The 25,152-nt window shown below is 69.5% G+C and carries 22 protein-coding genes and 1 tRNA gene; 15 read left to right on the top strand and 8 right to left on the bottom strand.

Features of this window, described 5'->3' with window-relative positions; translation table 11 throughout:
* Positions 1-53: 53 nt before the first annotated feature.
* On the top strand, positions 54-1,871 hold the full coding sequence (locus H1D24_RS29180) for a putative bifunctional diguanylate cyclase/phosphodiesterase (RefSeq protein ID WP_181660707.1): 1,818 nt from the start codon (positions 54-56) through the stop codon (positions 1,869-1,871).
* Between the two features lie 121 nt (positions 1,872-1,992).
* Here H1D24_RS29180 and H1D24_RS29175 read toward each other — a convergent pair whose 3' ends face one another.
* From H1D24_RS29175 to H1D24_RS29165, 3 genes are all read right to left on the bottom strand, one after another.
* Positions 1,993-3,102, bottom strand: a complete 1,110-nt coding sequence (locus H1D24_RS29175) for an LLM class flavin-dependent oxidoreductase (RefSeq protein WP_181660706.1) — start codon at positions 3,100-3,102, stop codon at positions 1,993-1,995.
* Positions 3,103-3,246: 144 nt separating this feature from the next.
* Complete coding sequence (locus tag H1D24_RS29170; RefSeq protein WP_181660705.1) at positions 3,247-3,984, bottom strand: maleate cis-trans isomerase family protein; 738 nt, start codon at positions 3,982-3,984, stop codon at positions 3,247-3,249.
* A 33-nt stretch (positions 3,985-4,017) separates the two neighbouring features.
* On the bottom strand, positions 4,018-4,824 hold the full coding sequence (locus H1D24_RS29165) for a maleate cis-trans isomerase family protein (RefSeq protein WP_181660704.1): 807 nt from the start codon (positions 4,822-4,824) through the stop codon (positions 4,018-4,020).
* A gap of 294 nt (positions 4,825-5,118) precedes the next feature.
* Here H1D24_RS29165 and H1D24_RS29160 point away from each other — a divergent pair, with 294 nt between their 5' ends.
* Both H1D24_RS29160 and H1D24_RS29155 read left to right on the top strand, forming a co-directional pair.
* Positions 5,119-6,066, top strand: a complete 948-nt coding sequence (locus H1D24_RS29160; RefSeq protein ID WP_181660703.1) for a D-2-hydroxyacid dehydrogenase — start codon at positions 5,119-5,121, stop codon at positions 6,064-6,066.
* Positions 6,067-6,145: 79 nt separating this feature from the next.
* Positions 6,146-7,546, top strand: a complete 1,401-nt coding sequence (locus H1D24_RS29155) for an amidase (RefSeq protein WP_181660702.1) — start codon at positions 6,146-6,148, stop codon at positions 7,544-7,546.
* Positions 7,547-7,549: 3 nt separating this feature from the next.
* Here the strand turns inward: H1D24_RS29155 and H1D24_RS29150 are convergent, their stop codons facing one another.
* Positions 7,550-8,098, bottom strand: coding sequence for a DUF3830 family protein (locus tag H1D24_RS29150; protein ID WP_181660701.1), 549 nt, complete (start codon positions 8,096-8,098; stop codon positions 7,550-7,552).
* A gap of 118 nt (positions 8,099-8,216) precedes the next feature.
* On the opposite strand from H1D24_RS29150, the gene ehuB reads away from it, so the two are divergent.
* The 12 genes from ehuB (at position 8,217) to H1D24_RS29090 (ending at position 18,307) form a co-directional block, all read left to right on the top strand.
* On the top strand, positions 8,217-9,116 hold the full coding sequence (gene ehuB, locus H1D24_RS29145) for an ectoine/hydroxyectoine ABC transporter substrate-binding protein EhuB (RefSeq protein WP_181660700.1): 900 nt from the start codon (positions 8,217-8,219) through the stop codon (positions 9,114-9,116).
* The gene (ehuC, locus tag H1D24_RS29140) at positions 9,113-9,856 is read left to right on the top strand and encodes an ectoine/hydroxyectoine ABC transporter permease subunit EhuC (protein ID WP_181660699.1); all 744 of its coding nucleotides are present in this window, start codon (positions 9,113-9,115) and stop codon (positions 9,854-9,856) included. The genes ehuB and ehuC overlap by 4 nt, the downstream gene beginning before the upstream one ends.
* Complete coding sequence (gene ehuD, locus H1D24_RS29135; protein WP_181660698.1) at positions 9,853-10,503, top strand: ectoine/hydroxyectoine ABC transporter permease subunit EhuD; 651 nt, start codon at positions 9,853-9,855, stop codon at positions 10,501-10,503. Before ehuC ends, ehuD begins: the two co-directional genes overlap by 4 nt.
* Positions 10,493-11,311: an ectoine/hydroxyectoine ABC transporter ATP-binding protein EhuA gene (ehuA, locus tag H1D24_RS29130; protein WP_181660697.1), complete on the top strand. Its 819-nt coding sequence runs from the start codon at positions 10,493-10,495 to the stop codon at positions 11,309-11,311. Before ehuD ends, ehuA begins: the two co-directional genes overlap by 11 nt.
* Positions 11,312-11,512: 201 nt before the next feature.
* Positions 11,513-12,271 carry an IclR family transcriptional regulator gene (locus tag H1D24_RS29125; RefSeq protein WP_181660696.1) on the top strand — a complete coding sequence of 253 codons (759 nt, stop codon included), beginning with the start codon at positions 11,513-11,515 and terminating at the stop codon, positions 12,269-12,271.
* 285 nt (positions 12,272-12,556) lie between these two features.
* Positions 12,557-12,630: transfer RNA gene (locus H1D24_RS29120), tRNA-Lys, on the top strand.
* A 639-nt stretch (positions 12,631-13,269) separates the two neighbouring features.
* Positions 13,270-14,265 carry a lysylphosphatidylglycerol synthase transmembrane domain-containing protein gene (locus H1D24_RS29115; RefSeq protein WP_181660695.1) on the top strand — a complete coding sequence of 332 codons (996 nt, stop codon included), beginning with the start codon at positions 13,270-13,272 and terminating at the stop codon, positions 14,263-14,265.
* Positions 14,266-14,729: 464 nt separating this feature from the next.
* Entirely contained in the window at positions 14,730-16,247 is a 1,518-nt protein-coding gene (locus H1D24_RS43695) for a sensor histidine kinase (RefSeq protein ID WP_181660694.1), read from the top strand.
* A 38-nt stretch (positions 16,248-16,285) separates the two neighbouring features.
* A complete protein-coding gene (locus tag H1D24_RS29105; protein ID WP_181660693.1) occupies positions 16,286-16,717 on the top strand; it encodes a roadblock/LC7 domain-containing protein in 432 nt (143 codons plus the stop codon).
* Positions 16,704-17,099 carry a DUF742 domain-containing protein gene (locus tag H1D24_RS29100; RefSeq protein ID WP_181660692.1) on the top strand — a complete coding sequence of 132 codons (396 nt, stop codon included), beginning with the start codon at positions 16,704-16,706 and terminating at the stop codon, positions 17,097-17,099. Before H1D24_RS29105 ends, H1D24_RS29100 begins: the two co-directional genes overlap by 14 nt.
* Positions 17,077-17,676 (top strand): GTP-binding protein, encoded by a 600-nt coding sequence (locus H1D24_RS29095; RefSeq protein WP_309484484.1) that lies wholly within the window; start codon positions 17,077-17,079, stop codon positions 17,674-17,676. The genes H1D24_RS29100 and H1D24_RS29095 overlap by 23 nt, the downstream gene beginning before the upstream one ends.
* 49 nt (positions 17,677-17,725) lie before the next feature.
* Positions 17,726-18,307 carry a GAF domain-containing protein gene (locus tag H1D24_RS29090; protein ID WP_181660690.1) on the top strand — a complete coding sequence of 194 codons (582 nt, stop codon included), beginning with the start codon at positions 17,726-17,728 and terminating at the stop codon, positions 18,305-18,307.
* 124 nt (positions 18,308-18,431) lie between these two features.
* On the opposite strand, the gene H1D24_RS29085 is transcribed toward H1D24_RS29090, so the two are convergent.
* The 4 genes from H1D24_RS29085 to H1D24_RS29070 all read right to left on the bottom strand — a co-directional run bounded on the left by H1D24_RS29085 (position 18,432) and on the right by H1D24_RS29070 (position 24,966).
* A complete protein-coding gene (locus H1D24_RS29085) occupies positions 18,432-19,670 on the bottom strand; it encodes an acyl-CoA dehydrogenase family protein (protein ID WP_181660689.1) in 1,239 nt (412 codons plus the stop codon).
* A gap of 672 nt (positions 19,671-20,342) precedes the next feature.
* Positions 20,343-22,169 (bottom strand): glycoside hydrolase family 18 chitinase, encoded by a 1,827-nt coding sequence (locus H1D24_RS29080; RefSeq protein WP_181660688.1) that lies wholly within the window; start codon positions 22,167-22,169, stop codon positions 20,343-20,345.
* Between the two features lie 300 nt (positions 22,170-22,469).
* Positions 22,470-24,014 (bottom strand): MFS transporter, encoded by a 1,545-nt coding sequence (locus tag H1D24_RS29075; protein ID WP_181660687.1) that lies wholly within the window; start codon positions 24,012-24,014, stop codon positions 22,470-22,472.
* Between the two features lie 352 nt (positions 24,015-24,366).
* Positions 24,367-24,966, bottom strand: coding sequence for a lytic polysaccharide monooxygenase auxiliary activity family 9 protein (locus H1D24_RS29070; RefSeq protein WP_181660686.1), 600 nt, complete (start codon positions 24,964-24,966; stop codon positions 24,367-24,369).
* Positions 24,967-25,152: the final 186 nt, after the last annotated feature.

Below are 25,152 nucleotides of genomic sequence, written 5' to 3'. Positions count from 1 at the left end.
TTGGGGACGCCCCGCGGCCCTGACCGAGAACGACTGCACTGCGGGAGCGAGCGGTGAGCGGAACGTCCGAAGGGCCTGCGCCCGCGGAGGATCTCGGGCGCCCGGCCGTCACGGAGCGTGGCGCAGAGGCCGACCCCCCGCACTCCTCTCGCCCCTCATCTGCGCACGCCGCCTTCGCCGCCGCTCCGCTCGCCATGGCCGTCGTCGACCGCAAGGGATTCGTCCGCTCCGCCAACGAAGCGTTCGCCGCCCTGTTCGGCGGGGACCCCGGGGCACTGGCCGGGCAGGCCGCCGCGGAACTGGTGGACCTGGCGTCCGACACCCGCACCTGGCACGCGTATCGCGATGTCCTGCGCGGCCGGCAGGCCAGGTTGCGCTGCACCCGCCGCCTCAAACATCCCGATGGACACTCGGTATGGGTCCAGATCACCGTCGCCCCGCTGCCGGACGCCGACGGCGGGGGTGCGGTGCTCCTCTCGGTCCGGGACATCAGCGTCCGCCGCGAACTCCAGGCGCGGCTGCGCCATCTGCAGATGCACGACCCGGTGACCCGGCTGCCCAACCGGACCCTGTTCTTCGAGCGCCTTTCGGGTGCTCTGGACCCGGGGCCGTACGAGGAGGGCGGCGCCGGGCGGATCGGGCTGTGCTATCTCGACCTCGACGGGTTCAAGGCGGTCAACGACACGCTCGGCCACCGGGTCGGCGACCGGCTGCTGGCGGCCGTCGCGGAACGCCTCACGCGCTGCGCCGACGAGGCCGGTTACGCGCGGGCCGCCACTCCCCTCGTCGCCAGGCTCGGCGGCGACGAGTTCGCGCTGCTGGTGGAGGACTCGACCGGCACGGAACAGCTGGCCGACCTGGCCGAGTCGGTGCTGAAGGCCGTGCAGGAACCGTTCGACCTGTCGGGGCAGCGGCTGTCCGTGTCGGCGTCCATCGGCGTCGTCGAGCGGCGGACCTCGGAGACCACCGCGACCGGGCTGATGCAGGCCGCGGACACCACGCTGTACTGGGCCAAGGCGGACGGCAAGGCGCGCTGGACGCTCTTCGACCCCGAGCGCAACGCCCACCGGATGACCCGCCAGGCGCTGTCCTCCACGCTGCGTCCCGCCGTCGACCGGGGTGAATTCGCCCTGGAATACCAGCCGTTGGTAGGCATGGAGGACGGGGAGCTGCACGGGGTCGAGGCGCTGGTGCGCTGGCATCACCCGCAGTTCGGAACGTTGACGCCGAATCGGTTCATCGGACTGGCGGAGGAGGACGGCTCGATCGTCCAGCTCGGCCGCTGGGTACTGCGCACCGCCTGCCGCCAGGCCCGGCAGTGGCAGCTGGAGCACCCGGGTGTGGAGCCGGTCTTCGTGAGCGTCAACGTGGCGGTGCGCCAGGTCTGGGACTCCGACCTGGTCGCCGATGTCGCGGACATCCTCGCGGAGACGGGCCTGGCTCCGCGTCTGCTGCAGCTGGAGCTCACCGAGTCCGCCGTGATGGGCTCCGCGGGACGGCCGCTGCAGGCCCTCCAGGCCCTGAGCGACATGGGCGTGCGGATCGCCATCGACGACTTCGGCACCGGGTACTCGAACCTCGCGTATCTCAGCCGGCTGCCCGTGTCCGTGCTCAAGCTGGACGGGTCATTCGTACGGGGGTTCCGGTACGACGGCGGGACGCATCCCAACCCCGCCGACGAGGTCATCGTCGAGGCCCTGGTGCAGCTGGCCCATCGGCTGGGGCTGACGGTCACGGCGGAGTGCGTGGAGACCTCCGGTCAGGCGACCCGGCTGCGGCGCATCGGGTGCGATACGGGTCAGGGGTGGCTGTACTCCCGCCCCGTGACGCCGGACCGCATCTCGGAGCTGCTGGCCGGCACCGGCACCTGACGGGGGCGCCTGGGCACCCCGCCATGAAGCGCACCCGCCGTCGTGGGCTGTGCCACCCTCCCCCAGCTACCGCTGGGAGGTGCCCCCAGCCCCGCGGAACGATTGCCCACAGCGGTACCCCTCAGCCGCGCGGCATCCCGTATGCGTCCGCGATCAGTTCGTACGAGCGTACGCGTACATCGCCGCCGTGGGCGTTCGCCGTGATCATGAGTTCGTCGGCGCCGGTGCGCTTCTGGAGGTCGTCCAGGCCGGTGCGGACCTGGTCGGCGGTGCCGTGGATGACGTTCGCGTTCCAGCTGTCGACGAAGTCGCGTTCGAGGGAGCTGAAGGCGTACGCCTCCGCCTCCTCCGGGGTCGGGACCAGGCCGGGGCGGCCGGTACGCAGCCGGACCATGTTCAGGGCCGCGGCGAGCACCTGGCGGCGGGCCTCCTTCTCGTCGTCCGTGGCCACCGCCGAGACGCCGATCAGCGCGTACGGGGCGTCCAGCACCTCGGAGGGCTGGAACGACTCGCGGTACAGGTCGAGCGCCGGCAGCGTGTTCTGAGCCGAGAAGTGGTGCGCGAAGGCGAAAGGCAGGCCGAGGACGCCGGCCAGCCGCGCGCTGAAGCCCGAGGAGCCGAGCAGCCAGATCGGGGGCCGGTGCCGGGACTGCACGCCGCCGGGCGACGTGGCCTGGACCGGGCCCGGAACGGCGTGGATGCGGGCGTACCGGTGGCCGTCCGGGAAGTCGTCGTCCAGGAAACGCGTCAGCTCGGCAAGTTGCTGGGGGAAGTCGTCGGCGCCCTCGTGGGGGCGGTCGGTGCGGCGCAGGGCTGCGGCCGTCGCGCCGTCCGTACCGGGCGCGCGACCCAGGCCCAGGTCGATACGGCCGGGGGCCATCGCCTCCAGGGTGCCGAACTGCTCGGCGATGACGAGGGGCGCGTGGTTCGGGAGCATGACGCCGCCCGAGCCCAGGCGGACACGGTCCGTGTGGGCCGCAAGGTGGGCGAGGATCACGGCGGGCGAGGACGAGGCGACGCCGGGCATCGAGTGGTGCTCGGCCACCCAGTAGCGGTGGAAGCCGCGGGTCTCCGCCAGGCGGGACAGTTCGACGCTGGTGCGGAGGGCGTCGGTGGCGGTGCGGCCCGCGCCGACGGTGACCAGGTCCAGTACGGACAGCGGCACCGGGGCCGTGCCCTGGGCCTTTCCGCGGATCTCGTCTCGGGCCTCGTTGGGGTCGTCCGCTGCCACGGTGGGTCCTTCCTGTCCGTACGTCGCGTGGGGCGGGTCGTATTAACAGGAGGGGAGCTCCGGTTATTCCCCGGCGGCTGCCCTAGGGCCTGTGTCGGAAGTGGCGTCGTCCGCCCGAAGGGCGGGCCACTTCCGACACAGGCCCTAGCCCCTCACCTGCACGATCGGTTCCTTCGTGAACAGTGCGCCGAGCGCCGGAGCGTTCACGCGGCGGGAGACCAGGCGCAGGGCCTCCCAAACCGTGACCTGGTTGGCGGTGAGGACCGGCTTGCCGAGTTCCTCTTCCAGGTCGCGGATGTAAGCCGCCGTGTGCAGGGCCGTGTCGGGGAGCAGGACGGCCTCCGCGTCCGGATGGTCGCCGGTCCGGGCCAGCTCCCGGACCTCGTCGCGGCCCCACGTGCCGACCTCGGCCGCCGTGATGATGCCGCTGCCGCGCACCGAGACGACCTCGGTGCCGGCGTCCTTCAGGAACGCAGCGAAGTGTGCGGCCACATCGTCCGGGTACGTCGCCGCGACCGCGACGCGCCCCGCACCCACCTCCGGAACGGCATGGGCGAACGCGAACGACGTGCTGGACGCGGGGAGGCCCGCCGCCATCGCCAGCGACCGCACCTGTTCCTGGGCGCCCTCCCAGCCGCGGACGAAGCTGCCGCTGGTGCACGCCCACACCACCGCCTCGGCGCCGGACAGTCGCAGCTCCTCCACCCCGGCCGCGAGCCGCTCCGGCGACCCCATCTCCAGCAGGGCGTCGACGCGGTGGGCGTCCTCGCCGATGTCCGTGTGGATCACCGCGAGCCGGATGTCGCTGCCCAGCAGCTGCTCGATGCGCGGGTAGTCGTCCTCGGCGGAGTGGCCCGGGTACAGGAATCCGAGTGCGGTCACGTCCAGCCTCCTTCGCTGGGAAGCCCCCTGGCGTCAGGGCAAGGGGGGAGGTCCGTCGGGCAGGGCAGGGGGGTCGAGCTGAGCCGCGCCCGGCCTCGCGCCGGGATCGATCAGCGCCTGGTACGGCCCCACGGCACGCGTACCCAGACGACGCAGGGCCGACCACATCGTCACCTGGTTGGCCGAGATCACCGGTATCCGCAACTCGGCCTCCAGCTGGGGGATCACGTCGTACGTCGGAAGATTCGTGCAGCTGATGAAGAGCGCGTCCGCCACTCCCCGTACAGCATGCCTCGCCATGGCGACCACGTCGCGGTAGGGCACCTTCCAGATGTGCCGGGTCAGGCCCAGGCAGGCCCGGCCCGTCACCTGCACGCCCGCCTCGGCCAGATACTCCTCCAGAGCCCTGGTCACCGACACCGTGTACGGGGTGACCAGCGCGATCCGCCGGGCCTGAAGCTCGTCCAGCGCCTCCAGCAGCGCACCCGATGTGGTCAGCGCGGGGAGCTGCTCCTCGGCCGTGGCGCGTGTCATCGCCTCGCACATGGCGCGCTCACCCGCGATGCCGCCCACGAAGCTGCCGGACGTGCAGGCGTAGGCGAGCACCTCCGGCTCGGCGGCGCTCAGCGCCCGGACCGCCTCGTCCAGCGTCTCGTGCTCGCTGACCAGCCGCGCCAGGTCGAGACTGACCTCGACGGGCACGTACGGCGTACGGGTGAGATGCAGCGACACGTCGTCGGGGACCCATCGCCACAGCTCGCGGTCGAGCGCGAAGTCGAAGGGTGCGACGACGCCGACACCGCGTTGCGGGCGGGGGCCGCCCAGGAAGGAGACGTCCATAACCAGGCCCCTGTTCACTGAAGGTGAGCAGTTGTGCTGAGGAAGGGCCGGCCGTCGGCCGGAAGGAGGAAGTGGGAGCCGGCTCATGCCGGGACGTCGGGACTGAGGATCCGTACCGGGGAGCCGGTACACGGGAGTGCAGGACCGGACAGCCGGCGCCGGGCCTGTGTTGACGAAGGTAGGTTCGGGTGCCAGCGTGGTCAATCCGCACATCTCCCACGACCCCGGCCACGGCCCCATGACCGGCAATCCATCCAGAGAAGCGGACCGGCATTGCGAAACGGTTTCCCCCCGATGTCCGAAGTAACCCTTCTTGTCCTGGACGCGGAGCCACCGCCGCGGCTGGGACGGCTGACCGGACGGGCCCGCGTCATTCATGCCGACGAGGCATCACTGGCCAAGCAACTTCCGGACGCCGACGTGCTGTTGGTGTGGGACTTCACCTCGCACGCGGTACGCCGCGCCTGGCCCGGCGACGGGCCGCGGCCGCGCTGGGTGCACACCGCGAGCGCGGGCGTGGAGCATGTGCTCTGCCCGGAACTCGTCGCGTCCGACACCGTCGTGACCAATGCGCGCGGCATCTTCGACCAGCCGATCGCCGAGTACGTGGCCGCTCTCGTCCTGGCCATGGCCAAGGATCTACCCCGGACGTGGGACCTGCAACGGGAGCGCGAGTGGCACCACCGTGAGACACAGCGGGTGGCGGGCACGCGCGCGTGCGTGGTCGGTTCCGGCCCGATCGGGCGGGCGATCGAGAGGACGCTGAAGGCGCTGGGCGTGAGGACGGCACTGGTGGGCCGCACTCCGCGGACCGGTATCCACGGACCGGAGGACCTGGACCGGCTGATAGCGCGCGCCGACTGGGTGGTGTGCGCGGCGCCGCTCACGGACGAGACACGCGGCATGTTCGACGAGCGGCGGTTCGGCGTGATGCAGCCCTCTGCGCGGTTCATCAACGTGGGCCGTGGGGCACTCGTCGTCGAGAAGGACCTGGCCCAGGCGCTGTCGAAGCGGTGGCTCGCGGGCGCCGCCCTCGATGTCTTCGAACACGAGCCACTGCCGCCCGACAGCCCGCTGTGGGACGCCCCCGGGCTGCTCGTCTCGCCGCACATGAGCGGCGACACGGTCGGCTGGCGGGACGACCTCGGGGCTCAGTTCGTCGAGCTGTTCGAGCGGTGGGAGGCGGGGAGGCCCCTGCTGAACGTGGTGGACAAGAAACGTGGGTATGTACCGGGGCGTTGATCAAGCGCTTTGATCAAGCGCTGTCCACTCGTCACGCACTATCCATGCCCGCCCGTCGCCACCGACCCTGGGAGAGCGCATGACCGAGCTCACCGACCTGACCGCGGCACAGCTCATCGACGGCTACCGCAAGGGGGAGTTCAGCCCCGTCGACGCCACGCGCGCGGCACTGCGGCGCATCGAGGAGACGGAGCCCGCGGTCAACGCCTTCGTACGTGTGGACGCGGACGACGCGCTCGCGCGGGCCGAGGAGTCCACGCGGCGCTGGGTGCGCGGCGAACCGGCCGGTCTCGTGGACGGCGTACCGGTCTCGGTGAAGGACATCCTCCTGCTGCGCGGCGGCCCCACGCTGCGGGGTTCGCGGACGGTCCGCCCCGAGGGCGTCTGGGACGAGGACGCCCCGTCGGTGGCGCGGCTGCGGGAGCACGGCGCGGTCTTCCTGGGCAAGACGACGACGCCCGAGTTCGGCTGGAAGGGCGTCACGGACTCGCCGCTGTCCGGCGTGACCCGCAATCCGTACGACACCTCGCGCACCGCGGGCGGCTCCAGCGGCGGCAGCGCGGTGGCCGTGGCGCTCGGCGCGGGGCCGCTGTCGCTGGGCACGGACGGGGGCGGCAGTGTCCGTATCCCCGCGGCCTTCTGCGGGATCTTCGCGCTGAAGCCGACGTACGGGCGGGTGCCGCTGTATCCCGCGAGCGCCTTCGGGACGCTGTCACACGTCGGGCCGATGACCCGCGACGCGGCGGACGCGGCGCTGATGATGGATGTGATCAGCGGTCCCGACTGGCGCGACTGGTCGCAGCTGGGACAGGCCCCGGGCAGTTTCCAGGACACGCTCGGCGGCGGAGTGCGCGGGCTGCGCGTCGCGTACTCGCCTTCGCTCGGCGGCCAGGTCGCGGTGCAGCCGGCCGTCGCGGCCGCGGTCCGGCGAGCGGTGGAACGGCTCGCGGAGCTGGGGGCGTACGTCGAGGAGACCGACCCCGACTTCACCGAGCCGGTGGAGGCTTTCCACACCCTGTGGTTCAGCGGGGCCGCGCGGGTCGCCCAGAAACTGCACGCCGCCCAACGGGAGTTGCTGGACCCGGGGCTGCAGGAGATCTGCAGGTACGGGGCCGCGTACAGCGCGCTCGACTATCTCGCGGCGGTGGACGTGCGGATGGACCTTGGGCGGCGGATGGGGCACTTCCACGAGACGTACGACCTGCTGGTCACCCCGACGTTGCCGCTGACCGCTTTCGAGGCGGGCGTCGAGGTGCCGGCCCGGTCCGGCCACCGCCGCTGGACCGGATGGACGCCCTTCACCTATCCCTTCAATCTGACGCAGCAGCCTGCGGCTTCCGTGCCGGTGGGCCTGGACGGTTCCGGGCTGCCGGTGGGGCTGCAGATCGTGGCTGCGCGGCACGAGGACGCAGTGGTTCTGCGGGCCGCGCATGCGCTGTACGAGGCGGGCGCCGCCGGGGTGGCGCCGCCCGCCCTGTAGGAGCTACAGCCGGCGGAACGACAGCGTCTCCCCCAGCGCTCCCCCGCGCCACAAGTCGTTGCACGCCTCCGCCATCCGGTCCAGGCCCTCCACCACCTGCCCCCACACGATCCCCGGCACCCACCCCACATCGCCGTTGAGCAGCAGGTTGTTGCGTTCGTAGAACAGGGCCAGGTCGACGACGGTCGTGCCGGCCCGGACGTCGGCGCCGGGCTCGTATCCGTAGGCCTGGGTGCCCAGTTCGGTGCCGGAGAAGGAGAAGTAGCACAGGTCGCCGGGGATGGGGGTCACTGTCGGGTTCTCGAGCGGGGGTTCCTGGGCGGCGAAGGCCGGGAAGAGAGCGTAGATCTCGTTCCGGGCGTACTTCGCGTGATAGACGTCGCCGCCGAGCGGCAGCGCGTCCCACACCGCCGCGCACGTGACCGGGGCCCGGTCATCGAGCAGCTTCGCCGTGCAGCGAACTCCCCGTTTCTCGAGGGAGACTTCGATGAAGCGATCCGTGCGGTCCACCAATCGTTCCGTGCGATTCACGCCATTCGTGCGATCCGTCATGAACCCATCGTCCCCATGAGGTCAAGACCGCTTCTCACGGCACGCACATGTCCTGGGCAAAGATCACGGGCGCAAACTCGTCCGAATACTTCGCATGTTCTCGGGTAGCCGCGCGCCCATGGCTCCGACAAGACGAGACCGACAAGAACAACGTGGTGTGGGGCGACGCGCCCTGCTCGCGGGTACCGCCGCGCTCGGCGCCGCGGCCGCCGTGGGAGGCGCCTCGGGCTGCAGCCGGGTGCAGGAGGGAGACTCGCTGGAGCGGCTCCGCTCGCAGGGCACGGTGCGGCTCGGCATCGCGGGCGAAATCCCGTTCGGATACATCGGCAAGGACGGTGAGTTCACCGGCGAGGCGCCGGAACTGGCCAAAGTGATCTTCAAGCGGCTCGGCATCGACAGCGTCCAGCCCGTCGCCACCGAGTTCGGCTCCCTCATACCGGGCCTCAACTCGCAGCAGTTCGATGTCGTCTCGGCCGGGATGTACATCAACAAGGAGCGCTGCCAGCAGGTCATCTTCGCCGACCCCGAGTACCAGATGCTCGACGCGTTCATCGTGCGCAAGGGGAATCCGAAGAACCTGCGCTCGTACGAGGACGTGGTCAAGGCCAAGGCGAGGTTCGCGACCGGTACCGGCTATGCCGAGATCGGGTACGCGACCGCCGCGGGCTACCCCGAGAAGGACATCATCATCCTGCAGGACCAGGTGGCCGGGCTGAACGCCGTCGAGTCGGGTCGCGCCGACGTCTTCGCGGGCACCGCGCTCACCGTCCGGGAAGTGGTCAAGAAGAGCCGCAGGGCAGAGGCCACCGAGGCCTTCGCCCCGGTCGTCGACGGCAAGAAGAAGATCGACGGCGGCGGCTTCGCCTTCCGTCCCGTGGACACCGAGCTGCGCGACGCCTTCAACCAGGAGATCCACAAGATGAAGGCGAGCGGCGAACTCTTCCGGATTCTGCGGCCCTTCGGCTTCACCGAGAAGGAAATGACCACGATGACGGCGAAGGAGCTCTGCGCCGTATGACCACCGGACTGTGGCAACACTGGGTCCTTCCGGGCATCTGGATCACGATCCAGCTGACCCTCTACAGCGCGGCACTGGCCACCGTCGTCGCCTTCGCCGTCGGCGCGGCCCGCACCCACCGGTCGAGGTTCGTCCGGTTCCTCGCGGGCTTCTACACCGAGGTCTTCCGCGGCACGTCGGCCCTGGTGCTGATGTTCTGGATGTTCTTCGTGCTTCCGCCGCTCGCGGGCTGGCAGCTGGTCCCGATGTGGGCGGCCGTCCTCGCCCTCGGCCTGTCGTACGGTGCGTACGGCGCGGAGGTCGTACGCGGGGCGCTGAACGCGGTGGCTCCGGCTCAGCGCGAGGCGGGGGTCGCGCTCAGCTTCACCCCGTGGCAGCGGATGCGGCTGATCATGCTGCCGCAGGCCGTGCCCGAGATGATCCCGCCGTTCAGCAATCTGCTGATCGAGCTGCTCAAGGGCACCGCGCTGGTGTCCCTGCTGGGCGTCGGGGACGTGTCCTTCGCCGCCTATCTGGTGCGCCTGGCCACCCTGGAGAGCGCGCAGATCTACACGATCTCGCTCGTCATCTACTTCGTACTCGCCTTCGTCCTCACCCGCGGCATGCGGGCGCTGGAGCGCAAGGCCAAGGCCGGGATCGGACAGACCCCGCCGAAGAAGATCCTCATCACGCAGAAGCTCGGGCTGCGCCAGCAGACCGAGATGTCGCGTGACTGGTCCAGCACCGGAGGTGCCGCATGAACTGGGACTGGTCGGCCGTCGCCGATTTCATGCCGGCGTTCTGGGACGGTGTCCTCACCACCCTGCAGGCCCTGGTGCTCGGCTCCCTCATCTCCTTCACCCTGGGCCTGGTCTGGGCGATCGCCTTCCGCGCTCCGGCGCGCTTCATACGGTGGCCCGTGGGGCTGATCACCGAGTTCATCCGCAACACGCCACTGCTGGTGCAGCTGTTCTTCCTGTTCTTCGTACTGCCTGAGTGGGGAATCCAGTTCTCCGCGCTGACCACTGGCATCGTCGCGATCGGTCTGCACTACTCGACGTACACCGCGCAGGTCTACCGCGCAGGCATCGAAGCGGTGCCGGCCGGCCAGTGGGAGGCGGCGACCGCGCTCAGCCTCCCGGGGCGCCGCACCTGGTTCGCGGTGATCCTGCCGCAGGCCTTCCGCCGGGTGGTCCCCGCGCTCGGCAACTACGTGATCTCGATGCTGAAGGACACGCCTCTGCTCATGTCCATCGGCGTGCTGGAGATGCTCCAGCAGGCTCGGCTGCAGGGCGCCTCGACCTTCCAGTACACCGAGCCGCTGACCGTCGTCGGCCTCGCTTTCATCGTCATCGCCTACCCGGCTTCTCTTCTCCTCCGAGCCCTGGAGCGACGCCTTGTCCGCTGACACGAACCCCCTAGAGAACGACCTTGCCAACCCGCCGGTGGACGGCAGCGAGCTGATCCGCTTCGACAAGGTCACCAAGCGCTTCGGCGCCAACACCGTCCTCGACGAACTCGACTTCTCCGTCGCCTCCGGCAAGCACGTCACCCTGATCGGCCCGTCCGGCTCCGGCAAGACGACGATCCTGCGGCTGCTGATGACCCTGACCCGCCCGGACGAGGGCACGATCAAGGTCAACGGCGACTACCTCACGCACGAGGACAAGAACGGCAGGCTGGTCCCGGCCGGCGAGAAGCACATCCGCGAGGTCCGCAAGAACATCGGGATGGTCTTCCAGCAGTTCAACCTCTTCCCGAACATGAAGGTGCTGCGCAACATCACCGAGGCGCCGGTCACCGTCCTCGGCCTGTCGAAGGACGAGGCGGAGGAGCGGGCCCGCGAGCTGCTCGACATGGTCGGCCTCGCCGACCGCTGCGACGCGTACCCGACACAGCTGTCCGGCGGACAGCAGCAGCGCGTCGCTATAGCCCGCGCGCTCGCGATGCGCCCGCAGGTGCTGCTGCTCGACGAGGTGACCTCGGCCCTCGACCCGGAACTGGTGGCCGGAGTCCTGGACGTCCTGCGCGACATCGCCCGCACCACGGACATCACCATGCTCTGCGTCACCCACGAGATGAACTTCGCTCGGGACATTTCCGACCAGGTATTGATGTTCGACTCCGGCCGTGTCATCGAATCCGGAACCCCCGAAAAGATCTTCGGCGATCCGGAGCAGGAGAGGACGAGGGAATTTCTCAGCGCCGTCCTGTGAGATCTCGGTGATCACCAACGGTAATCTCCGAGGCCGGAGCGCCGGGTCATGACCCTGGCATATGCCAGCGTGGCGCGCTCCTGCTGAGAGGCATGGAACGCGCCACGCAACTCGTCAACAACCGGTCCACGAGGGCCGGTTGGCGGCTATCGTGGTACGGAGCCCAGCTGTCCGGAACAGGCCCATAGCAGGGGGAACGCCGTGGCGCTGAAGCACGAACCGACCGTGCCGCACCACTCGGTGCAGCACACCTTGCGTCTACTGGAGATCATCTCCCGGCGCGGTGCCGGCGTGACCCACGCCGAGCTCGCACGGGACACGGGGCTGCCCGCCGAGCGACTTGCACCTCTGCTGCGAATACTGTGCCGCGAGGGGTACATCGAGCGGATGACGGACGGCGCGTACATCGCGGGCGACGCCCTGACCAGGCTGAGCTCCGCACAGGGCCGTGACCAGGCCCTGCGTGACAAGCTCCAGGACACCCTGGACAGGCTGCGCGACTCGGTGGGCGCCGCGGTCTATTTCAGCCGGTACGTCGACGGGGAGATCCGTGTCACACAGTGCGCGGACAGTCCCCGCACGCCCAAGGTCAACGAGTGGGTGGACTTCCGCTCCGCCGCGCACGCCAGCGCGATCGGCAAGTCCCTGCTCGGCCAGCTCGACCTGAACGGCCGCCGCGATCACCTCTCCCGCCACAAGATGGCGCGGCTCACGTCGCGGACGATCACCAACGAGCGTGTCCTGCTCAACAGGCTCGACTCCCAGCCGCCCACGGTGCCGGTGCTCGACCTGCAGGAATACGCGGTGGGCACGGTCTGTGCGGCCGTCCCGGTCACAGCCGGCTCGGCCGTCGGCTGCCTCGCCCTCTCCCTCCCGATCGAGCACGCGTACCGCCTGCGCCAGGCCGCGGACACACTCAACCGGGAGGCGGCACCGGTGGTGCTGTCGTTGGCGATCTAGCTGCGGTCGATCTGTTGGCGATCTAGCCGGCGTTGGTCCGCCGGTGATCTAGAGGTCAGGGTTACGAGAGCCCGGGGCTCGGCGCAGGCCCGGATTCTCGGCCGACCCAGAGGTTGGCGGGACGGGCGCTCCGGAAGCCCCGGACTCGCGACGGCCCCGGGTGCTCGGAGGCCCTGAGCTCTCGGAGGCGCCGCGGTTACGAGGCTCCGGAGGCGGGGGATCTTGCGCCGGCCACCGTGGTCATGAGCACCCCTCGGGACCAGGTAGTATTTTCTTTGTCAGCAGGCGCCGCTAGCTCAGTTGGTTAGAGCAGCTGACTCTTAATCAGCGGGTCCGGGGTTCGAGTCCCTGGCGGCGCACAAGCGATTAGGTCGCTGACCTGGGCGTTCTCGGTTTCCGAGGACGCCCTTTCGCGTTTCTTGATCGCGGGTGGGGTGGGTTTGCGGGGACTGCGTCGGTGGGGCAATCAGCTGGTGGCGGGGTCGCGACGACAACCTCGACCGGGACGCGCAGTGGGCGGCCTGAACCGTTTCCTGGAGCGCGGCGGGCCCCAGCTACGGATTCGACTGCTGTCCGGCAGACGCCGACACGGGAAGTCGCATCTGCTGCGGGCCCTGGCCGACGCGTGCGGCGGGCTGTACGTCACCGCTGTCCAGGAGGAGGGGCGCGTGCCGCCCAGCAGCGCTTCCGGGACGCGATCAGCGCTATGGTCACCACTGACAAAGCTCGATGACGCAGGCGGCGAGCCGGGCCGCTGCCGCGGGCGCGGCGGGGTGCGGATCCTCGGCGAGCAGCCGGTGGCGGGAAGGGGCGGGGCGGGGAGAAGGGCACGCCGCAGGCGCCTCGTCCCTCCACGCCCACCCGCCCGCTGGCGCTCCTTCGGCTGCCGGACACCGTGCCGTCACGCAAGGCGGGAACGCTCCTGACGTCCCCTTGCCCCGCCTCACACCCGTCCGCCGCGCAGCGCGCCGGCGCGACACAGAAGGACGACGTGCCCTGTGTCCCCGCTCCAGCTCGACGAGCTTCCACGAACGCAGCGCGCCCCCGACTCTTCCCCCTCCGTGGCGCGCCGGGTCCGCCGGGCGCTGTGTCTGCTCCCGCTCCTGCTGATCGGGGTATGGACGGCGGCCCACTGGCGCGTGGTGCACGACGGCGCCGTTCGGCTGACCTCTGCCGATCCCAGGTGGCTGCTGACCGGGGCCGTCTTCACCTGCCTGTGCTGGGCGGCCGCCTCGTGCATCCGGCAGGGAGCCATCCCGGAACGGCTTCCGCCGGGGCTTCTGCTGGCGTCACAGTTCGCCGCGGGCGCTGCCAACCACGTTCTTCCGGCGGGCCTCGGCGCCCATGCCGTCACTCTGCGCTTCCTGCAGGGCCGCGGCATACCCCTCACGCGGGCCACCGCCTCGCTCGCCCTGTACTCACTGGTCAAACCGATCGCAGGGATGCTGCTGATCCTCACACTCCTTGCGGCCTTCCCGGGCACGCTGCGCCTTGGTGAACTCTTCCCGGGTGAGCGGGCGTTGCTCCTGGCCATCGGGTTCCTGATCACCGGCCTCGCCGGGGCAGCCCTGCTCGTCACAGTCATACGTCCGCTGCGCCGCCTGATCACCGGATTCGTACGCACAGCCCTGACCGACGCGCGGCTCCTGCACACCCGGCCCAGCCGCATCCTCGCCCTGTGGGGTGGTGCGGCAGCCTTTCCTCTGCTCCAGGCGAGCGTGGTCGCCTCGGTCGGGGCCTCGCTCGGCCTGCCGCTGCCGTGGGCGCATGTGGCCCTCGCGTATCTCGCCGCCAGCGCCGCGGCCGGGGCCATACCCACACCAGGCGGCATCGGCTCGGTGGACGCGGCGCTGGTGCTCACCCTCTCCGCGTTCGGCGCGCCGGTGGCCCTGGCGACGGCGACCGTCATCGGCTACCGCGTCCTCACGGTCTGGCTGCCCCTGCTGCCGGGCGCACTCGTGCTCACTGCCCTCGTGCGCGGCAAGGTGCTTTGACCCCGCAAGAGCCGCTCCAGACCGGCGTAGGGGAGACTCCGCAGGTCGCGGTGATCTTGGCGGGTGGGCGGTGGAGCCGCGCTCACGGTCTCCAGCACACCAGCCTCGGCGGGCGCTCCTGACGCGCGGTTCGTTTCGCAGTTGTTCACGTATGTGCGACAGCCTGGTACGTCGGTGCGATTACGTCACCTGAATGAGAGTGGCGTAGGGTATCGACGCATTTAACTGCCCGATCCGGTACGCGTGTTGATGTTGACGGGCAGCCTGCGGAGCGTCGGCGTGTGTGTCCGTACTGGCTGATCGAGAGGACTCCGATGCCTGAACCGACCTATGCAGCGCGCCCGGCCGCCGGTCAGCCGGCGGCCGCGGCCCCGAAACGGAAGAGGCACGGCAGGCCTCCGGCCCAGGAACCGGCACCGGATTCCGCCACGCGTTCCCGTTTCCTTCGTCTGGCCGTCCTCCCTGTGGCCGCCCTCGCGGTGGTCTCCATTGCCGTCGTCGTCATCGTCCTGCTCATGCAGGAGGGCGCCGCCGACGCCGCCACCTGGGGCGTTCTGTCCGCCGCCGCGGTTCTCGGCTGCAGCTGTGTGGCCGGCGCCGTAGTCGCGGCGAATGCCGAGGCCCGAGGGGCGTCGCGCCGGTACGCGGCCCTGCAGCGCCTTGCTGCCGGGGGCCAGGCGGACGTGCAGGAGATGCTCCACCGCATGGCGCGCGGTGAGCGGATCGAGCAGCCTCCGTTCGCTCGTCCCGGCCCGCTCGAGGCGGGGCCTCTCGACCGTCTCGCTCACGAGATCGCTCTCCTGAGGTCGCATGCCACGGCGGCTCTCATACAGGTGGCGCAGCCCGCCGTGCCCACCTCGGAGGGCGAAGGAAGGGAGAGGGCCGAGGTATTCGCCAATCTGGCCCGACGGCTGCAGTCTCTGGTGCATCGCGCGATCGGGGAGATCGACGACCTCGAGCACGAGGTCGAGGACCCCGAGCTGCTCAAGCGCCTCTTCCAGGTCGATCACCTGCTGACACGGAACCGGCGCTACGCGGAGAACCTCGCGGTGCTCGGAGGCGCCGTCTCACGCCGCCAGTGGAGCAACCCGGTGAGCCTCATGGAGGTACTCAGGTCCTCGATCGCCGAGGTCGAGCAGTACTCCCGGGTCAAGCTCGTGCCGGAGATCGAGGGAACCCTCCACGGCCACGCCGTCGCCGACGTCATTCACCTGCTGGCCGAACTGGTCGAGAACGCCACGGTGTTCTCCAAGCCGCACACGAACGTGCTGCTCAGTTCCCAAAGGGTCGCCGCCGGGCTGGCCGTGGAGGTCGAGGACCGTGGCCTCGGCATGCCGCCCGAGGACCAGGGGCGGATCAACGCGCTGCTCGCCAACCCCAACGACGTCGACGTCAGCAAGCTGCTCGCCGACGGCCGTATCGGCATCTTCGTGGTCGCCGAGCTGGCCCGTCGGCATGGCATCGCAGTGCAGCTGCGACGGAACATCTACGGCGGCGTCCAGGCCGTTGTCGTCATTCCGCACCGGCTCCTCGGTGATGAGGATGAACCTGTCGCGCCGCGTCCTGCGACAGTTGACATGCCCCGGCACACCACGGCGGTCCCCACCCAGCGTTCTGCCGTCCAGGCGGCACCCGCGGCCCAGCCTTTGGCCGCTCCCCCAGCGGTTGCGCAGCCGCTGCCCGAGGTCCGGCGTGTGACCATGTCGCCGCACGTACCGCAGCACCAGCCACGGACCGCCGAGGCGGCCCCGCCGCGCGACTACGGTTCCGCGCACCACGTCGACGCCCAGGACGGGCGACCGGAGCTGCCGAGGCGCAACGCGCAGCAGCACCTGGTCCCGCAGCTCATGGACACCCCCGGCACTCGTACGCCGGGGGGCGAGGACGACGTGGAGCCCAGCATGCGCAACTGGACTGCTTTCACGGGGGGCTTCAATCGTGCCGAGGGCGCGGACGAGAGTCCGTCCGACGGCTCCCGCTAGCCGCAGGCTCCGTCACTAACAGGAGAAGAACGTCACCAATGAGCGATATCCGTACCGCGGGCCAGGAAGATCTCGACTGGCTCCTCCAGAACTTGATCAATACGGTGCCCGGCACCCGGCACGCCTTGCTGTTGTCCTCTGACGGGCTGAAGAAGGCCGCTGTGGGCCTCAGCGAGGACGATGCGGACAGCCTGGCCGCCATCGCGTCCGGACTGTCGTCGCTCGGCAAGGGCGTCGCAGGCCGGTTCGGAGGCGGCGGCGAGGTGCGGCAGGTCATCGTGGAGGTCAGCACGGCACTGCTGTTCGTATGCTCAGCCGGCTCCGGCGCGGTCCTGGCCGTGCTCGCCGGGACGGAGACTCACGCCGACACGTTGGGGTACGAGATGGCGATGCTGATCAAGAAGGCCCGTAAGCACCTTGCCACGCCCGCCCGTCGACCGGCGAACGTGTCGTTCGATGCCGGGTTCTGAGGACGCGGACGCGCGGGACGGAATGTGGCTGGACGAAGAGGCCGGCCGTCTGGTCCGGCCCTACACGGTCAGCGGCGGCCGAACCCGCCCCAAGGCGCACTTTGATCTTCTCACCCTCGTGATGGCCACCGGCAGCAGGCCGAAGTCCTATCTCGGCCCCGACCATGACCAGATCCTCGACCTGTGCCATGCCCAGCCCGTCTCGGTGGCCGAGTTGGCCGCCCACATCGGGCAGCCGGCCGTCATCACGAAAGTCCTTGTCAGCGACCTCGCTGAGCACAAGGCGCTCATCACGCGGGCGCCCCATGCCATCGAGGCGGCAATCCCAACCGACCGAGAGACCCTGGAGGCGGTGCTGCGTGGCCTTCGCAAGCGGCTCTGACCCCTTCCCCACAGCCCTCAAGATCCTCATCGCGGGTGGCTTCGGGGTGGGTAAGACCACCTTTGTCGGAGCGGTCAGCGAGATCACCCCGCTGAGCACCGAGGAACTGCTGACCACGGTCAGCGCGGCGACCGACAGCCTGGAGGGCGTCGAGGACAAGTCGACCACCACGGTGGCGATGGACTTCGGCCGCATCACCCTCGACAAAGCGGTCCTCTATCTGTTCGGCACACCGGGCCAGGAGCGGTTCTGGTTCATGTGGGACGAGCTGTCGAACGGGGCCCTCGGCGCCGTGGTGCTCGCCGACACCCGCAGGCTCGACCACTGCTTCGCCGCCGTCGACTACTTCGAGCGCCGCTCCATACCTTTCGTCGTGGCGGTCAACGAGTGGGACAGCGCCTACCGCTACAGCCCCGACGAGGTTCGCGCCGCGCTCGACCTCAGGGGAAGCGTGCCCATCGTGATGTGCGACGCCCGGATCTCCAGCTCGGGCACCCGTGTGCTGGTGGAACTTGTACAGCACGTGCTCAGCAGCTCCGTTCCCGCGACCCCGGCGGCGGAGCCCCACTTGCACTGACCCCAGCTCAGCTCAGCGCAGCCGAATACCGCAGTCGAACGGAGCTCCCATGTCCACCCCTGAGCCCTACGCCCCCTATGACCCGAGCAACCGGCTCGCCACACCCCAGGACCCCCACGCTGCCGCACGCGTCGCCAGGCTGCGGGAGATCGGAATCGGTGACGCCCCCATCCCGGAGTTCGACGAGTTCGCCAAGAGCCTGGCCCATATAACGGGCGCTCCCTATGCCATGGTCAACTTCATCGACGAGGACCGACAATACTTCGCCGGGCTCTACACCCAGGAGCCCGACCAGACGGGCGTGGAGCTCCCACAACACGCCGAGCCGGGCCGGGAGATGCCGAAGGATCACGGCTGGTGCCCGCACGTCGTCACGCGCCGCAAGGCGATGCCACTGGGTGACGTCTGCGCCTATCCGAGGTTCGCGGGCAATCCGGTCATCGACAAGCTGGGTATCCGCGCGTATCTGGGTACGCCCCTGATCGACACTCGCACCGGCATCACGCTCGGCACGATCTGCGTGGTGGACACGGAGACCCGGGACTGGGGGCAGGAGGGTGTGGAGACGATCAAGGGTATGGCGGAGCAACTCGTCCGCCGGATTCACGACATCGAGGACGGCCGGCCCTGAGCAGGCGTGGGGGCGCCCTCCTCTGCGAGGGCGCCTGATCCATATGGGGAGCCGCGGGCACGGCGCTGTGTCCGTGGCTCCCTTGCGTTTCAGATCGGGTGGCCGGCTGTCGCCGGGCTGCGTCTCAGACCGGGTGGCCGGCTGTCGCCAGCTGCTCCTCCTGGCGGTGCTCCGTCGGCACGGTCCGCACCAGCTCGGCCAGGCGCTCGGACCACTGCCCCTTGCTGGTGCCGAGGGCCAGTTCGCCCAGGCGCAGGAGCTGGACGTCGCTCGTGCCGGCCGGCGCGTAGATGTGCTGCGCGTCGCGCAGATAGCGCTCTATGGGCCGGTTGGTGAACAAGCCCGCCGCGGCATGGATCTCCATGGCGTCGTTGGCCGACTCGATGGCGTACTCATGGTTGAGGAGTTTGGCGTTCATGAGTTCCGCGTCGCAGGGCAGCCCGCGGTCCAGCAAGTGCACGGCGTGGTAGGCGGCCAGTCGGGCCGTCATGAGCCGGGACTGTATTCTGCCGAGCTTGAGCTTGATGTTGCCGAGCTCGCCGAGCGGTTTGCCGTACCTCTCGCGCTCGATGCAGAAGGCGGTCGTCTCCTCGAGGATGGCTTGGTGTATGCCCAGACTGACCGCGGTGAGGTTGGGGCGCCCGTAGAGGATCGACGAGCTGTAGGCGACATCGAGGCCTTGGCCTTCCCTGCCGAGCAGGTTCGCCGCCGGCACCCGGCAGTTGTCGAATCTCAGCTCCCCGAACGAGAAGCCGTGAAGTCCCATCGCGGGCTGATGCTCGGCCAGCGAGAAGCCGGGCCGGTGGGCCTCGACAAGGAAAGCCGAGAGCCCCCTCGATCCGGGGCCTGTACGGACGACGACGCCGTGCAGGTCTCCGACATGGGAGTTTCCGACGAAGACCTTGCGGCCGTTGAGGATGTAGTCATCGCCGTCACGGACCGCCGTGCCGGCCATGCCCAGGACGTGGCCGCCTGATTCCGGCTCAGTGACCGCGATCGTGGGAAGGCAGTCACCCGCGGCGATGCGCGGCAGCCAGGTCTGCCGCTGCTGCTCGTTTCCGAAGTGGATGATCTTGGCTGTGCCCAGCTGCGATGCCTGGACCATTGCGCCCATCGCCCCGCTGACGCGGGACACTTCTTCGATGATGATGGTCTTGGCCAGGTGTCCGGCGCCCATTCCGCCGTACGCCATGTCGATGGTCGCGCCGATCAGGCCCTGACGGGCTATCAGCCGGGACAACTGGTGGGCGACGACACGTTGGGTTTCCATGTCCTCGATACGGGGGCGGACTTCGCGTTCGGCGAAGTCGCGCACACGCTGTCGTAGATCCTCGTGTCTCTGGGTTGTGAAATAGCGTCCCACGACGAGCCCTTCTCCGCGTCTCCCCGCGTCCGGTGGAACGGGGGGTTCTCCGTCGGGCAGTGGTTCCCCGTCCCCCAGGCTGCCGACATGAACATGGTCCACAAGTCGACCCATCGCAGCCAAGATCATTTGTTGCCTTTGGCTGAAACCTTACGTGTTGCATTTTGATCCCAACTGTGCGATGCAGTACGCATCTTGCCCAAATGCTGATACGTGGCGGGGTGGAGCTGCGGGAGTGCGAGAAGGGTTGGCCCCACGCGCCGCTGGCCTGCCCACCAGGCACTTGCCAGCTGGGGAGGCAACGGTGAGGCACTGGAAACCGGCCACTGCGGCCTGTCCTGTCCAGCACGTATGTTTGACCGGGGCGATTGTCGTATTTCGGCCGTACCGGGAAGGGCGCTCAGGTGCACGTGCGAGGGCGTGCGCACGGTTCCGCGCCCCCTTGTCGTCGGGGCTTCCCGTCCCGGGCGATGGGCCCCCGGCGGAAACCGGAGCGGTCCGGGCGTCTCAGAGGTCGAGGACGAGGCGAGGGCCGCACGAGCGGGAGACGCAGATCAACATGGTGATCACCCCGAACGGAATCCGATATCCGGTCGCAGCCGGCTCTCACAATGAGAACCGGGGAGACGGGGGGCGTTCCCGTCTCCCCGGTCTGTCCGGGTGCGGCTACGGTTACTGCAGGCCGCTGTTGATGGCGCTCACCAGCTCGCCGCCGGCGGTGTCACCGCTGAACTCCCAGAAGAACGCACCGCCCAGGCCCTGGTTCTTGGCCCAGGTCATCTTTCCGGCGATCGTCGACGGCGTGTCGTAACTCCACCAGTTGCTGCCGCAGTGCGCGTAGGCCGTGCCGGCGATCGTCCCGGTGGCCGGGCAGGACGTCTTGAGGACCTTGTAGTCCTCGATGCCCTGCTCGTACGTCCCTGCCGCCGGCCCGGTCGCGGTGCCGCCCGGAGCGGACTGCGTGACGCCCGTCCAGCCGCGGCCGTAGAAGCCGATGCCCAGCAGCAGCTTGCCCGCAGGGACGCCCTTGCCCTTGAGCTTCTGGATCGCCGCGTCCGAGTTGAAGCCGGCCGTCGGGATGCCGGAGTAGCTGGTGAGCGGGGAGTGCGGGGCCGTCGGGCCCTGCGCCGCCCAGGCGCCGAAGTAGTCGTACGTCATCACGTTGTACCAGTCGACGTACTGCGCGGCACCGCCGTAGTCCGCGGCGTCGATCTTGCCGCCGGACGAGCCGTCGGCGGTGATCGCGGCCGTGACCAGCTTGCTGGTGCCGAACTTGCTGCGCAGCGCCGACATCAGGTTCTTGAACGCCGCAGAACCGCTGGTGTCACAGGTGAGGCCGCAGGCGTTCGGGTACTCCCAGTCGATGTCGATGCCGTCGAACACGTCCGCCCAGCGCGGGTCGTTGAGCACGTTGTAGCAGGACTCGGCGAAGGCGGCCGGGTTCTGCGCGGCCTGGCCGAAGCCGCCGGAGTAGGTCCAGCCGCCGAAGGAGTAGAGCACCTTGATGTTCGGGTACTTGGCCTTGAGCTTCCGCAGCTGGTTGAAGTTGCCGCGCAGCGGCTGGTCCCAGGTGTCGGCGACGCCGTCGACGCTCTGGTCGGCGGTGTAGGCCTTGTCGTACGCGGCATAGGTGTCGTCGACGACGCACTGGCCGTTCTTCACGTTGCCGAACGCGTAGTTGATGTGGGTGATCTTGCTGGCGGAACCGGATGTGACCAGGTTCTTCACGTGGTAGTTGCGGCCGTAGACACCCCACTCGGTGAAGTAGCCGAGCTTGACCTTGCTGCCGGGGCTGGGAGTCGGGTCGGTGGAGCCGCCGGTGGTGCGTACCGCGACGGAGCTGCTGACCGGGCCGGTCTGGTCGGCGCTGTCGCGGGCCTGCACGGCGTACGAGTAGTCGGTTCCGGCGGTCAGACCGGTGTCCGAGTACGAGGTTCCGGTGACCGTCGCGACCTTGGTGCCGTCACGTAGGACGTCGTAGTTCTTGATCCCGTTGTCGTCGGTGGCCGCGGTCCAGCTGAGCTTGACCGAGGTGTTCGTGATGTCGGAGGCCGTGGGCTTGCCGGGCGCGGAGGGCGGGTTGTCGCCGGGGACACTGCCGCCGTCGCAGGATGCGCCGTTGAGCTTGCAGCCGCTCGGCGAGCCGGAACCGGCGCCGTTGAAGCCGAAGGAGACGGAGGCTCCGGGGGCGAGCGTGCCGTTGTAGGACTTGTTCTTGGCGGTCCAGTGGGTGCCGGAGCCGGTGACGTCGGCCTCCCACGCGGAGGTCACCGAGGTGCCGGAGGGGAAGTCCCACTCGACGGTCCAGGAACTGATGCTCGTGGTGCCGGTGTTCTTGATCGTCCACTTGCCTTCGAAGCCCGTGCCCCAGTCCTGGGTCTTGGCGTACGTGGCCGTGGCGGATGTCGCGGCTTCGGCGGGGGTCGCCAGGCCGACCAGCGCTGCGAACGGGAGCAACAGGGTGGTCAGCCCTGCCACGGCTCTGTCTCTGAAGCGCATCCTGCGCCTCCTCGGGGTGAGGTCCGGTCGTACATGGGGGTGGAACCAGGCCTGCGCCGCCCGTGAGCACGCACGCTTGAGAAACATCCGCGTCCGGGAGGACCGCGCATGTCCATGACACGCTCACCGCAGTGCCGCGAGAATAGAAAGGTCTGGACCAGAGGTCAATAGGTCTGGACCAGTTGAGCTTTCACCGAACGAGCACCCAACTCCCGGGCAAGCGCACCGATTTGTACCTGCCTGTGCCGCTACGCGCGGGACACCGAGCCCCGGCAGGCCAACAGCCGGTTCCGCGTCCGCTCAGCTCGTACCCGCCGGAGCAGCCGCGGCCGGCTCCGCCGCCGGCCGGTGGCCCTGGCTGTCGGCAGCCGGGTCCGGGCGGCGCATCAGCACCAGTACGATCACGCCGCCCAGCAGCCCGGCGCATCCGGCGAGCAGGAGGGCGTCCTGCAGACCCGAGGCGAAGGCCGCATGCACCTCGTGGGCGACGGAGGCCCGCTCCTGAGGTGCGGCGTCGGCGATCACGCTCTGGGCTCGGCCGCCGCTCACCGCGCCGGCCGCGCGCTCGGCGTCGGGCAGGGCGTGCCCGTCGTGCAGCACCCGGAGCAGACCCGCCTGGAAGACCGCGCCGAGCAGGGCGATTCCCAGCGCATTGCCCAGCTGCCGGCCTGTGTTCAGGGCTCCACCGGCCATACCGGCGCGCTGCCACGCCACCTGAGCCATCGCGGCTGACGCCATCACCGGCGTGGACATGCCGACGCCGATCCCGGTGACGACGAGGCCGGGCAGCAGCACGGTCCATGTCGAATCCGCATTCACGAACGACTGCAGCAGCGCACCCACGCCGACGAGCAGCAGCCCGCCACCGATGGTCAGACGCGGCGAAACCCCGTGCAGAAACCGCCCGGTGAGCGCGGAGACGACGAACGCGGCCACGCTCATCGGCACCACGGCCAGACCGGCGGCCACGGGCCCCATACCGCGTACGGACTGCAGCCACAGCGACAAGTACGCCAGGCAGGAGTACGCGGCAAAGGCGAGCAGGACTCCGCCGATCATGATCGCCGTGAAGGACCGGCTGCGGAACAGCGAGAGATCGAGCATCGGATGGGGCGTGCGCAGCTCGATCAGGACGAAGACGACGGCGGCCACGGCGCTCACCGCGAGCGGCCCGAGCGTCGCCCCGTCGCCCCAGCCGGCGTCACCGGCCCGGATCAGGCCGTACGTCAGCGCCCCGGCGGCCAGCGTGAAGGCGACCATGCCCGGTACGTCGATGCGGGGGGCCCTTGGATCGCGGGACTCCTTGATGGCGCGCACGGTGACGAGCACGGCGACGATGGTGATCGGCAGATTGACGTAGAAGATCCACCGCCAGCTGAGATGTTCGGTCAGCAGTCCGCCGAGCACCGGTCCCGCGGCGGCCGCGGCACCGTTGACCGCACCCCACACACCGAAGGCGACACCCCGGTCCCGGCCCTGGTAGGCGCCGCTGAGCAGGGCCATGGTGGTGGCGAACATGGCGGCCCCGCCGACGCCTTGGACGACGCGGAACGCGATGAGCTGGTCCGGTCCCGTCGCCAGGGCGCAGGCGAGCGAGGCGGCGGCGAACAGCACGAGCCCGCCCAGATACACCGCCCGCCGGCCGACGCGGTCCGCCAGCGAGCCCGCGCCGAGGAGCAGGGCCGCCAGGGCGAGGGCGTAGCCGTCCATCACCCACTGAAGATCGGCGAATGTCGTGTCCAGTGCGGCGGCCATGTCGGGCAGGGCGACGGTCACGATCGTGATGTCGACGAGCAGCATGAACGCGCCCAAGCACACCGCGGTCAGCGGCAGCCACTTGCGCATCGGAAACCTCCGCGGTCCTCGCTCCGGCACCGTCCACCCCGGATGAGCGAGGAACCACGCACCCGCGGACGGCTCCCTCCCATGAAGCCCCCGAGGTCACCGGATTTCCGTGCAGCAGGGCGCGAAATGGTGAAAAAACTATAAAAACAGGTCTCTTCGGGTGATACGTCCGCGGCTCGCTGAGAGGGTACGGCTCCGCACACGCCGCACAGCCGCACGGCCGCACACGGCATGCATGGCATGCACGGCGAGTACGACGAGCAGGGCGTGCGCGGAACCTAACGGTGAGTGGTGCAGGAGAGCCCGGAGCAGAATCCCTGACCAGGCCTCAGAAGCTCAGAGCCTCAGAGCCTCAGAACTGAACGTCCGAGCAGGCGTAGAACGCGTTCGCCGTGTCGGCGATCGTCCAGACCGCGAGGATGACGTGGTGCCCGGTCTTGCCCGACGGGAGCGTGCCGGAGCGGGAGAGCGTCGCGGGCGGCTGACCGCTATAGGGCACGGTCAGGAAGGGCGTGGACTCGAGTGCCGACCGGGTCAACGGTTGACCGTCGTTCCAGCCGTTCTTGGTGATGAAGTACTTGAAGTCGGTCGTGGAGTGCCGTGCCGTGAACTGCCAGCGGAAGGTGTAGCTCTGTCCGCCCGTGACCCGGGTCGTCGGCCAGGCTCCGCCCGAGGGGGTCTTCGGGCTGTCCAGCGCGGCGAAGTTGGTGTGGTTGGCGGAGCAGATCTGCCCGTCCGCGGGACCGGCGGCCGGGAAGCCCTTGGGGCCCTCGACGCTCTGCGGTTCGTACTGGATGGCGCCGCAGCCGGTCACGGTGCCGTTGGCGCAGAGTTTCTGCCGGCTTATGGGGAGGTCGGTGTAGCCGTGGCTGCTGGCGCCGCCGGCCGAGAGCACAAGGGCCCCGGCCGTGGTGAGGCCCAGCAGGGCCGCGTATGTCTTCTTGCGTCGCATGATGCCGCTCCTCGAGAACGTGGGGGAGTTCTTTGAGCACGCGTGCACCGCGGGGACCCGGGCATGACAGAGGATCAGACCGGGCAGGTCCGCTGGGAGTTCAGGTCTAGACCAAGCTCAGATTATGAGCGGCACTTGAACATGTCCATACCAATTGCAGGAGGAGGGTTCGACGGCATCGGCACG

The organism is Streptomyces himalayensis subsp. himalayensis, assembly GCF_013778455.1.
Classification (GTDB): domain Bacteria; phylum Actinomycetota; class Actinomycetes; order Streptomycetales; family Streptomycetaceae; genus Streptomyces; species Streptomyces himalayensis.
The sequence above is the reverse complement of the archived record's forward strand: the minus strand, read 5'-3'. Positions and strand labels throughout refer to the sequence as shown.